Genomic DNA, 9493 nt, shown 5'->3' with positions numbered 1-9493 from the left:
GGCGGGGCTCCGCGAAGGCGGCGGCTCCGTGAAGAGAGCGGGGCTGTGCGGGGTCCGGCGGCTCACCGCCGCTCTTCAACCACATCGGACGTATCGGAGGAAAAGTCTTGGCGAAGAAGTCACTCATTGCAAAGGCCGCGAGGCCCAAGAAGTTCAAGGTCAGGGAATACAACCGCTGTCCCCGGTGCGGCCGTCCCAGGGCCTATTACAGGAAGTTCGACCTCTGCCGGCTCTGCTTCAGGGAGATGGCCCTTCGCGGCGAGCTCCCCGGGGTGGTCAAGTCGAGCTGGTAGGGCTGCGAAGCCGGCGGGGCCGCGGCGCGGAGCCGCCACGGCCCGATAAAATCAAAGCACGGAGAGATTATCAAGATGACGATGACCGACCCCCTCGCCGACATGTTGACGAGGATACGCAACGGCCAGCAGGCAAAGCACAGGAGCGTCACCATCCCGGCCTCCAATATCAAGCGCTCCGTGGCGAAGATACTGAAGGAAGAGGGGTACATCGACGACTATTCCTGCATCAGGGACGACAAGCAGGGCCTGATAAAGATCAGGCTCAAGTACACGGACGGCAAGAAGGGCGTCATAACGGCCATAAAGCGCGTCAGCAGGCCGGGCATCAGGCGCTACGTGGGCAAGGACGAGATCCCCAGCGTGCTGGGCGGACTCGGTGTGGCCATACTCACCACCTCAAGGGGCGTCATGACCGACAGGCGGGCCCGCGAGCTGGGCGTGGGCGGCGAGGTTCTCTGCATAGTCTACTGATACCGAGGGTTTTTTGAGATGTCAAGGATTGGAACGCAGCCCATAAACATCCCCGCGGGGGTGAAGGTCGCCGTAGAGGGCGGCACGGTCAAGGTGAGCGGCCCGCTCGGAAGTCTCGAGCAGAAGATAAGGGACGAGGTCTCGGTGAAGCTCGACGGCAACGTGCTCACCGTGACGAGGAACGGCGACGGCCGCATCGAGCGCTCGCTCCACGGCCTTACGCGCACGCTGCTCGCCAACATGGTCAGGGGTGTAGCCGAGGGGTTCGAGAAGAAGCTCGAGATAGTGGGCGTGGGCTACAAGGCGGAGGCCCGGGGCGACGTGCTCAACTTGAGCCTCGGCTACTCGCACCCCATAGAGTACAGGCTCCCCGCCGGCATAAAGGCCAAGGTCGAAAGGCCCACGGCCGTCACCATACAGGGCGCCGACAAGCAGCTCGTCGGCCAGGTGGCCGCCGAGATAAGGGCCCTTCGCAAGCCCGAACCCTACAAGGGCAAGGGCGTGAAGTACGCGGACGAGACGATAGCGCGCAAGGCCGGCAAGGCGGGCAAGGCTGGAGGTAAGTAGTGAGCGCAAGAGTCATCAACAAGACCGGCTGGAGCAGGCGCAAGGCCAGGGTCAGGAAGAAGGTCAGGGGCACGGAAAAGAGGCCCAGGCTCAACGTATACAGGAGCAACAGGCACATCTACGCCCAGGTCGTCATAGACACGACGGGTTCCACCGTGGCCTCGGCCTCAACGCTCAGCAAGGAGCTCGCCGCCGAGGCGGCCTCGCTGAGCAAGGTCGACGCGGCGAGGAAGGTGGGCGAGCTCATAGGGCGCCTGGCCAGGGACAAGGGCGTGGAGAGCGTGGTCTTCGACAGGAGCGGCTACCTCTACCACGGCAGGGTGAGGGCCGTGGCCGAGGGCGCAAGAGAGGCGGGGCTGAAGTTTTAGCCCGCTGCGGCCCGGCGGCCGCAAAGCTAACCGGCGGCTGCAAAGCTAAGCTGAAGGAGGTCGTTTTTTGGAGAGGTTCGATTCAAACGCCCCGGAACTCAAGGACAAGCTCGTCACGCTCAACAGGGTGGCCAAGGTCGTCAAGGGCGGCAAGCGTTTCAGCTTCAACAGCATAGTCGTGGTGGGCGACAGCAAGGGCCGCGTGGGCATAGGCCTGGGCAAGGCCAACGAGGTCCCCGACGCCATACGCAAGGGCATCGACCAGGCCAAGAAATCGCTCTTTACCGTGCCCATCGTAAACGATACCATACCCTACGAGGTCATAGGCCGATACGGCGCAGGGCGGGTCATACTCAAGCCCGCGGCGCCGGGCACCGGCATCATAGCCGGCGGCGGCGTGAGGGCCGTGCTCGAGGCGGTGGGCGTGCACAACGTGCTCACCAAGTGCCTCGGCTCCAACAATCCCCACAACGTGGTGAAGGCCACGGTCGACGCGCTCAAGCAACTGCGCAGCCCCGAAGAGATATACAGGCTCAGGGGCAAGGCCGTCGAGAAGTCGCCGCGGGCCGGCGCCTGAACCATCTGCGAGGCATCGTCATGGCGGAAAACGGCAGGATAAGGATTACGCTCGTAAAGAGCGCCATAGGCTATAACGAAAAGCAGAAGACCACGCTGCGCACCCTCGGGCTTCGAAGGCTGAACTCTTCGCGCATCTTCAGGGACACCCCGTCCATCCGCGGCATGGCCGCCAAGGTCTCACATCTCGTGAGGCTGGAGGAGATCGGCTGAGGAGAGGGCGCGGCCCCCGTTCCAGGCCCGCTCGCCCATGGCCCGCAGGAGAACCCCCGTGGGGGACGAAGGGGGCCGGGTGTCGTTGCGCCGGGGGGGGCGCAAAAAAGCCGAGCCTGTATACGACCCTGAGGGCGAGGCTGCGCTGGGCCGGGTGTCGTTGCGCCGGCTGGCAAAAAAAGACTTGGAATCAGGCTGCAAATCTGTTAAAGTATTGCTTTTTTAAGCGAGGATTACCGAGAGATGCTCGACAGGCTGAAGGCTCCCGAGGGGGCGAGGAAGAAGAAAAAGAGGGTCGGACGCGGCGAGGCATCGGGCCTTGGCAAGACGAGCGGACGGGGCCACAAGGGCCAGCGCTCCCGCTCGGGCGGCGGCGTGAAGGCCGGGTTCGAGGGAGGCCAGATGCCGCTTCAGCGCAGGCTTCCCAAGCGGGGCTTCAACAACAGGTTCCGCGTCGAGGCGCGCACCGTCAACATCGGCGCCATAGCGGACGCCTTCGAGGCCGGCTCGACGGTCGACGAGGCGGCGCTCCTCGAAAAGGGGCTCATAAAGAAGAGCGGACGCGGACCGGTCAAGGTCCTCGGCGACGGCGAGCTCTCGGCGGCGCTCACCGTGAGGGCCCAGAAGTTCAGCAGGTCCGCTCGGCAGAAGATAGAAGCAGCCGGCGGAAAGGCGGAGGTTATCTGATTTGGCCGCCAACGTCTCCAATATTTCGAAGATCCCCGAGCTCAACAGACGTATCCTTTTCACCTTTCTGCTCCTGGCCGTCTACAGGGTGGGCGTTTTTATACCGACGCCCGGCGTGGACGCCGCGGCCCTCGCGGGCTTCTTCGCGGCGGCCCGCGGCACGCTGCTCGACTTCGCCACCATGTTCACCGGCGGCGCCCTCGAGCAGTACTCGGTCTTCACCCTCGGCATAATGCCGTACATAAGCGCGTCCATCATCCTGCAGCTCATGACGGTGGTCGTGCCCCATCTCGAAAAACTCCAGAAAGAGGGCGAGTCGGGCCGCAGGAAGATCACCCAGTACACCAGGTACCTCACCATAGGGCTCGCCGCCGTGCAGAGCCTCATCATGAGCATAGGGCTTGAGAAGATGAGCGGGCCCGGCGGAGAGCCCATAGTCCTTGAGCCGGGCTGGTCCTTCCGGCTCATGAGCATGGTGACGCTCACCTCCGGCACGGCCTTTCTCATGTGGCTCGGCGAGCAGATAACCGAGCGCGGCATCGGCAACGGCATATCGCTCATCATCTTCGCCGGCATCGTCGCCCGCATGCCCTCGGCCGTCTACAACACGGTGAGTCTCGTGCGCACCGGCGAGATGAACGCCCTCGTCGTGCTCCTTCTTCTGGGCCTGATGGTCGCCGTCGTGGCCTTCATCGTATTCATGGAGACCGCCCAGCGGCGCATACCCATACACTACCCCAAGAGGGTCGTGGGCAGGCGCATGACCACGGGAGGCACGCAGCACCTGCCGCTCAAGATAAACTCGGCCGGCGTCATACCTCCCATATTCGCGTCGTCCATAATGGTCTTTCCGGCTACCATCGGCAACTTCGTCGACATACCGGCGGTGCAGTACATAGCCGATACGCTGCTGAGTCCGGGAGGGATCCTCTACAACATCCTCTACGTGGCGCTCATTATCTTCTTCGCCTACTTCTACACGGCCATACAGTTCAACCCCAAGGACGTGGCCGACAACCTGAAGAAGTACGGCGGCTTCATACCGGGCATAAGGCCCGGCGCCAACACGGCGGCCTATATCGACAGGGTCCTCTCGCGGCTCACCCTCACGGGCGCGCTCTACCTGTCGGCCGTCTGTGTGCTGCCCTCCATACTGGTGTGGCGCTTCAACGCCCCCTTTTACTTCGGCGGCACGGCGCTCCTCATCGTCGTGGGAGTCGCCATGGACACGGCCCAGCAGGCCGAGAGCCATCTCATGGCCCGCAGCTATGAGAGCCTCATGAAGAAGGGCAGGATCAAGGGCAGGGGGCTCTGAGGGGGACCCCGAAGGGGGGCGACGAGAGGGGGGCTCCGAAGAGGGGCGAGAGAGGAGAGCCGAGTGAAGAAACCGAGAGGGGAGGCCGCTTGCTGATGAACCTCATATTTCTTGGAGCGCCAGGGGCCGGCAAGGGTACACAGGCCCAGAGAATAGCCGAGAAGTACGCGATCCCGCAGGTCTCGACGGGCGACATACTGCGCCGCAACGTGCGCGAGGGGACGGAGCTCGGCCGCCGGGCCAGGGAGTACATGGACAGGGGAGCGCTCGTGCCCGATGAGCTCGTCGTGGCCATGGTGGCTGAGCGTCTCGGCGAGCCCGACTGCGCCCAAGGGTTCATCCTCGACGGCTTCCCGCGCAACATCAGTCAGGCCGAGGCGCTCGAGCGCACGCTCGGCAGTCTCGGACGAGAGCTCGACCGCGTGATCGGCATCGAGGTCGATAGCGAGGAACTCGTAAAGAGGCTCAGCGGCCGCCGCGTGTGCAGAAGCTGCGGCGCAAGCTATCACGTGGTGTACAACCCCTCGAAGGCGGAAGGCCTGTGTGACAGGTGCGGAGGCGAGACCTATCAGCGCGACGACGACAAGGAAGAGACCATAAAGGCGAGGCTCGCCGTCTACGAGCGGGAGACGCTGCCGCTGGTGGAGTACTACAGGGGGAAGGGGTTGTACCGGGCCGTGAACGGCGTGGGCGATGTGGACGCCGTCACCAGGGCCGTAGTGGATGCCATTGGGCGGTGATGCGATAATACTCAAGACAGGGGAAGAGATCGAGAGGCTGCGGCGAAGCAACGTCATCGTCGCCGAGATACTGGCCCTCCTCTCCGAGAAAGTGAGGCCCGGCATCACCACCATGGACCTCGAGGAGACGGCCGCCCGCGAGGTCTCCAGGAGGAAGGTGAAGGCCGCCTTCAAGGGCTACAGGGGCTACCCCTACTGCCTCTGCACGTCGGTCAACGAGGAACTCGTCCACGGCATGCCCTCGGCGGCGCGGGTGCTCAGGGAGGGAGACATCTTGAGCATCGATTTCGGCGTCCTCTGCGACGGCTTCTACGGCGATTCGGCCGTCACCGTGCCGGTGGGCGAGATAAGCGACGAGGCCCGCAGGCTCGTAGAGGTGACCAGGCGCTCTCTCGCCCTGGCCATAGAGGAGGCCAGGGTGGGCAACCGTCTCTCCGACATCTCGGCCGCCGTACAGAAGTGCGCCGAGTCCAACGGCTTTTCGGTGGTGAGGGACTTCGTGGGCCACGGCATAGGCCGCGAGCTCCACGAGCCGCCGCAGGTCCCCAACTTCGGCTCGCCGGGCACGGGAGCAAGGCTCAAGGAGGGGATGGTCTTTGCCATCGAGCCTATGATCAACGCCGGCTCGGAAGATATAAAGATCCTTGACGACGGCTGGACCGCCGTGACGGCCGACGGGAAGCTCTCGGCCCACTTCGAGCACTCCGTGGCCGTAACCGCGAACGGACCTTATGTTCTGAGCAGGATTTGACAACCATGGCAAAGGAAGATTCCATTCAGGTCGAGGGCACGGTGGTGGAGACGCTGCCGAACGCGATGTTCCGCGTGGAGCTCGAGAACGGTCACAGGGTTCTGGCCCACGTCTCGGGAAAGATGCGGATGCATTTCATAAAGATACTGCCAGGCGACAAGGTCACGGTCGAGCTCTCGCCCTACGACCTGAGCCGGGGAAGAATAACCTACAGGGTGAAGTGAACGGAGTGGCGCCATGAAAGTCAGGGCTTCGGTAAAGAGGATATGCTCCAAGTGCAAGGTCATAAAGCGCAAGGGTGTGCTCCGGGTGGTCTGCCCCAACAGCAAGCACAAGCAGCGGCAGGGCTGAGCGCCCCTCTGTTTTCGGTAATCAAGGAGGAACGAAGTGGCGAGGATCTCCGGTGTTGACCTTCCCAAGAACAAGCGCATCGACATAGCGCTTACGCGCATCTACGGCATAGGCCGCGTTTCGGCGGCCAGGATCGTCGCCGAGGCCGGCGTGGATCCGTCGACGCGGACCCAGGACCTCACCGAGGCCGAGGTCGCTGCGCTGCGCAAGGTCATAGACAGCGGTTACAAGGTCGAGGGCGACCTCCGCAAGGAGGTCCAGATGAACATCAAGAGGCTCATGGACCTCGGCACCTACAAGGGGCTGCGCCACCGCAGGGGCCTGCCCGTGAGGGGCCAGCGCACGAGCACCAACGCCAGGACCCGGAAGGGGCCGCGCAAGGGCTCGGTGAGCGTGAGGAAGAAGTAGCCCGGCTTCACGCGGCGACGAACGCCAACTTACCGGAGGATGTCAGATGGCTAAGGCGAAGAAGGAAAAGAAGGCCGTGTCCAGGGGCGTGGCCCACATAAAGTCGACGTTCAACAACACCATCGTGAGCATCACGGACCCTAAGGGCAACGTGCTCGCCTGGTCGAGCGCCGGCTCGCAGGGCTTCAAGGGCTCGCGCAAGGGCACGCCCTTCGCCGCCCAGATCGCGGGCGATGCGGCGGCCAGGAAGGCGATGGAGCACGGCGTGAGGACGGTGGACGTATACATAAACGGTCCCGGCGCGGGCAGGGAGGCCGCCCTCAGGGCCCTCCAGGCCGCCGGCTTCAGCATAAGCCTCATAAAGGACGTCACGCCGCTGCCCCACAACGGCTGCAGGCCGCCCAAGAGGCGCAGGGTCTAAACAGGAGGAGGAGATAGTCTTGGCGAGGCACTTAGGTTCGGTATGCAAGATATGCAGGCGCGAGGGGATGAAGCTCTTCATGAAGGGAGACAGGTGTTACACCGACAAGTGCTCCTTCGAGCGCCGCAGCTACGGGCCGGGGCAGCACGGCCAGTCGCGCAGCAAGGTCTCGGAGTACGCCCTTCAGCTCAGGGAGAAGCAGAAGGTAAAGCGCATGTACGGGCTCATGGAGACCCAGTTCCGCAACACCTTCGCCAGGGCCGACAGGACCAGGGGCGTTACGGGCGACATACTCGTCCGGCTCCTGGAGAGCAGGCTCGACAACGTCGTCTACCGGCTGGGGCTCGCCAGCTCCAGGCGCGAGGCCCGTATGCTCGTCACCCAGGGCCACTTCCTCGTAAACGGCAGGCGCGTGAACATCCCCTCATACTGCGTCAAGGAGAACGATACCATAGAGCTGGCCCGGAAGAGCCGCAACGTCAAGCGCTTCGCCGAGAACCTCAAGGCGGTGGACCGCCGCGGCGTGCCCGAGTGGCTTTCGCTGGACAGGCAGAATTTCAGGGGCACCGTCACAAGGAGCCCGCGCCGCGATGACGTCACGATCCCCATCCAGGAGCAGCTCATAGTGGAGCTCTACTCCAAGTAAGCGGGGCGGGGTTCCCGTACTCTATACCAGCAAGGGGAAAAAATGCAGAAGAACTGGCGTGACCTCATAAAACCGAAGAAGGTGGAGGCCGAGAAGAACGGTCTCTCCGATACGCACGGCAAGTTCGTAATCGAGCCGCTCGAAAGAGGGTTCGGGCTCACCATCGGCAACGCCCTGCGCAGGATACTCCTCTCTTCGCTCCAGGGCGCTGCCATTACAAACGTCAGGTTCGACGGCGTGCTCCACGAGTTCTCGTCGGTGCAGGGCGTCAAGGAAGACGTCTCGGACATCATCCTCAACCTGAAGCAGGTGAAGCTCAAGGTCACGGGCGATACGCCCAGGACGCTGTCCATGGAGGCGACCGGCCCCTGCGACGTCAAGGCCGGCGACATAGCCGTGGACGCCAACGTGGAGATAATGAACCCCAACCTCCACATCGCAACCGTCTCGGCCGACGCCGTCTTCAAGGGCGAGCTCGTCGTCGACAGGGGCAAGGGTTACTCCCCTGCCGAGCGCAACAAGCTCGAGGACCAGCCCGTGGGGATGATATCCATAGACGCGATCTTCAGCCCCGTCACAAAGGCGAACTTCGAGGTCACCAATGCGAGGGTGGGCCGCCAGACCGACTACGACAAGCTGGTGCTCGAGGTCTGGACCGACGGCTCCATAACGCCGGCGGACTCGCTGGCCGTGGCGGCCAAGATACTGCAGGACCAGCTCAGCGTCTTCATCACCTTCGAAGAAGAGGAGGTGGAAGAGAGCGAGGGCGAGCAGGACAAGCCACAGTTCAACGAGAACCTCTTCAAGACCGTCGACGAGCTCGAGCTCTCGGTGCGCTCGGCCAACTGCCTAAAGAACGCCGACATAAAGTTCATCGGCGAGATGGTCCAGAAGACCGATACGGAGATGCTCAAGACCAAGAACTTCGGCCGCAAGTCGCTCAACGAGATAAAGAGCCTGCTTGCCGAGATGGGGCTCGATTTCGGCATGAAGCTCGAGGGCTTCCCCTCGAGGGCCGAGCTTGAAAAGATGCTCCGCGAGCGCAAGGAGAGCGTTTAGGAGAGTTCCACGATGAGACACAACAGGGACGTAAAGAGGTTTTCCCGGCCCAAGGGACACCTGCGGTGCATGCTGGCCAACCTGACGAACGACCTGCTCAACGAGGGGAGGATCACCACGACCGTGGCCAAGGCCAAGGAGCTTCGCCGCTACGCCGAGCGCATGATAACGCTCGGAAAGGCCGGCGACCAGGCCGCCATGCGCCGCGCCATGGCATTCCTGCGCAATAAGCGCACCGTCAAGAGACTCTTCGGCGAGCTGGCCCCGCTCTTCAAGGAGAGGAAGGGCGGCTACACAAGGATAGTGAAGGCCGGTTACCGCGACGGCGACTGCGCCCCCGTGGCGGTGATAGAGCTCGTCGAGAGGCCGGCGGCCGACGCCGGGGGCAAGTAGAAGGGCGATGGAGGCTCCCGCCGCCGTCTCGGGGGAGCTCCGATCTGTTCCGCCGAAACTTCTTAGGGAAGTTCCGATTAATTGCGCTGGGGGAAACTTTCTGTAGAAGGGCCATAGGCCCACGTTTCCCCCAGACCCCCTTCAAAGACTTTCAATACGAGTTGGTTTCCCCCTGTTTTGCCTGGCAAAACAGGGGGAAACCAACTCGCATTAAAAGTTTTTGGAGGGAGT

17 protein-coding genes are annotated in these 9493 nt (G+C 63.1%); all 17 read left to right on the top strand.

Annotation, left to right across the window (positions count from 1 at the left end):
- The first annotated feature begins 107 nt into the window (after nt 1-107).
- The 17 genes from ENJ37_10690 to ENJ37_10610 all read left to right on the top strand — a co-directional run bounded on the left by ENJ37_10690 (nt 108) and on the right by ENJ37_10610 (nt 9262).
- On the top strand, nt 108-293 hold the full coding sequence (locus tag ENJ37_10690; protein ID HHL40961.1) for a type Z 30S ribosomal protein S14: 186 nt from the start codon (nt 108-110) through the stop codon (nt 291-293).
- Nucleotides 294-368: 75 nt separating this feature from the next.
- Nucleotides 369-767 (top strand): 30S ribosomal protein S8, encoded by a 399-nt coding sequence (locus ENJ37_10685; protein HHL40960.1) that lies wholly within the window; start codon nt 369-371, stop codon nt 765-767.
- An 18-nt stretch (nt 768-785) separates the two neighbouring features.
- A complete protein-coding gene (locus ENJ37_10680) occupies nt 786-1334 on the top strand; it encodes a 50S ribosomal protein L6 (protein ID HHL40959.1) in 549 nt (182 codons plus the stop codon).
- Nucleotides 1334-1702: a 50S ribosomal protein L18 gene (locus ENJ37_10675; protein HHL40958.1), complete on the top strand. Its 369-nt coding sequence runs from the start codon at nt 1334-1336 to the stop codon at nt 1700-1702. Before ENJ37_10680 ends, ENJ37_10675 begins: the two co-directional genes overlap by 1 nt.
- A 67-nt stretch (nt 1703-1769) precedes the next feature.
- Nucleotides 1770-2279, top strand: coding sequence for a 30S ribosomal protein S5 (locus tag ENJ37_10670; protein ID HHL40957.1), 510 nt, complete (start codon nt 1770-1772; stop codon nt 2277-2279).
- A 20-nt stretch (nt 2280-2299) separates the two neighbouring features.
- Nucleotides 2300-2491, top strand: a complete 192-nt coding sequence (locus tag ENJ37_10665) for a 50S ribosomal protein L30 (protein HHL40956.1) — start codon at nt 2300-2302, stop codon at nt 2489-2491.
- A 243-nt stretch (nt 2492-2734) separates the two neighbouring features.
- Nucleotides 2735-3178 carry a 50S ribosomal protein L15 gene (locus ENJ37_10660; GenBank protein ID HHL40955.1) on the top strand — a complete coding sequence of 148 codons (444 nt, stop codon included), beginning with the start codon at nt 2735-2737 and terminating at the stop codon, nt 3176-3178.
- A gap of 1 nt (nt 3179) precedes the next feature.
- Nucleotides 3180-4493 (top strand): preprotein translocase subunit SecY, encoded by a 1314-nt coding sequence (gene secY, locus ENJ37_10655; protein ID HHL40954.1) that lies wholly within the window; start codon nt 3180-3182, stop codon nt 4491-4493.
- Nucleotides 4494-4588: 95 nt separating this feature from the next.
- Nucleotides 4589-5233 (top strand): adenylate kinase, encoded by a 645-nt coding sequence (locus ENJ37_10650; GenBank protein ID HHL40953.1) that lies wholly within the window; start codon nt 4589-4591, stop codon nt 5231-5233.
- Nucleotides 5217-5984: a type I methionyl aminopeptidase gene (map, locus tag ENJ37_10645; protein HHL40952.1), complete on the top strand. Its 768-nt coding sequence runs from the start codon at nt 5217-5219 to the stop codon at nt 5982-5984. Before ENJ37_10650 ends, map begins: the two co-directional genes overlap by 17 nt.
- Before the next feature lie 5 nt (nt 5985-5989).
- Entirely contained in the window at nt 5990-6208 is a 219-nt protein-coding gene (locus ENJ37_10640) for a translation initiation factor IF-1 (GenBank protein HHL40951.1), read from the top strand.
- A 13-nt stretch (nt 6209-6221) separates the two neighbouring features.
- Nucleotides 6222-6335 (top strand): 50S ribosomal protein L36, encoded by a 114-nt coding sequence (locus ENJ37_10635; GenBank protein ID HHL40950.1) that lies wholly within the window; start codon nt 6222-6224, stop codon nt 6333-6335.
- A gap of 36 nt (nt 6336-6371) precedes the next feature.
- A complete protein-coding gene (locus ENJ37_10630; protein ID HHL40949.1) occupies nt 6372-6743 on the top strand; it encodes a 30S ribosomal protein S13 in 372 nt (123 codons plus the stop codon).
- A 46-nt stretch (nt 6744-6789) separates the two neighbouring features.
- A complete protein-coding gene (locus tag ENJ37_10625; GenBank protein HHL40948.1) occupies nt 6790-7164 on the top strand; it encodes a 30S ribosomal protein S11 in 375 nt (124 codons plus the stop codon).
- A gap of 19 nt (nt 7165-7183) precedes the next feature.
- Complete coding sequence (locus ENJ37_10620; protein HHL40947.1) at nt 7184-7810, top strand: 30S ribosomal protein S4; 627 nt, start codon at nt 7184-7186, stop codon at nt 7808-7810.
- Nucleotides 7811-7852: 42 nt separating this feature from the next.
- Nucleotides 7853-8869 (top strand): DNA-directed RNA polymerase subunit alpha, encoded by a 1017-nt coding sequence (locus tag ENJ37_10615; protein ID HHL40946.1) that lies wholly within the window; start codon nt 7853-7855, stop codon nt 8867-8869.
- A 12-nt stretch (nt 8870-8881) separates the two neighbouring features.
- Nucleotides 8882-9262: a 50S ribosomal protein L17 gene (locus ENJ37_10610; GenBank protein HHL40945.1), complete on the top strand. Its 381-nt coding sequence runs from the start codon at nt 8882-8884 to the stop codon at nt 9260-9262.
- Nucleotides 9263-9493 lie beyond the last annotated feature (231 nt).

This window comes from Deltaproteobacteria bacterium (genome assembly GCA_011375175.1).
Classification (GTDB): domain Bacteria; phylum Desulfobacterota; class GWC2-55-46; order GWC2-55-46; family DRME01; genus DRME01.
The sequence above is the reverse complement of the archived record's forward strand: the minus strand, read 5'-3'. Positions and strand labels throughout refer to the sequence as shown.

What these genes read in the sequence shown, in the direction of transcription:
- ENJ37_10685 (HHL40960.1), top strand. Translation starts at nt 369, where the DNA reads ATGACGATGACCGACCCCCTCGCCGACATGTTGACGAGGATACGCAAC.
- ENJ37_10680 (HHL40959.1), top strand. Translation starts at nt 786, where the DNA reads ATGTCAAGGATTGGAACGCAGCCCATAAACATCCCCGCGGGGGTGAAG.
- ENJ37_10665 (HHL40956.1), top strand. Translation starts at nt 2,300, where the DNA reads ATGGCGGAAAACGGCAGGATAAGGATTACGCTCGTAAAGAGCGCCATA.
- ENJ37_10660 (HHL40955.1), top strand. Translation starts at nt 2,735, where the DNA reads ATGCTCGACAGGCTGAAGGCTCCCGAGGGGGCGAGGAAGAAGAAAAAG.
- ENJ37_10650 (HHL40953.1), top strand. Translation starts at nt 4,589, where the DNA reads ATGAACCTCATATTTCTTGGAGCGCCAGGGGCCGGCAAGGGTACACAG.
- map (HHL40952.1), top strand. Translation starts at nt 5,217, where the DNA reads ATGCCATTGGGCGGTGATGCGATAATACTCAAGACAGGGGAAGAGATC.
- ENJ37_10640 (HHL40951.1), top strand. Translation starts at nt 5,990, where the DNA reads ATGGCAAAGGAAGATTCCATTCAGGTCGAGGGCACGGTGGTGGAGACG.
- ENJ37_10635 (HHL40950.1), top strand. Translation starts at nt 6,222, where the DNA reads ATGAAAGTCAGGGCTTCGGTAAAGAGGATATGCTCCAAGTGCAAGGTC.
- ENJ37_10625 (HHL40948.1), top strand. Translation starts at nt 6,790, where the DNA reads ATGGCTAAGGCGAAGAAGGAAAAGAAGGCCGTGTCCAGGGGCGTGGCC.
- ENJ37_10615 (HHL40946.1), top strand. Translation starts at nt 7,853, where the DNA reads ATGCAGAAGAACTGGCGTGACCTCATAAAACCGAAGAAGGTGGAGGCC.
- ENJ37_10610 (HHL40945.1), top strand. Translation starts at nt 8,882, where the DNA reads ATGAGACACAACAGGGACGTAAAGAGGTTTTCCCGGCCCAAGGGACAC.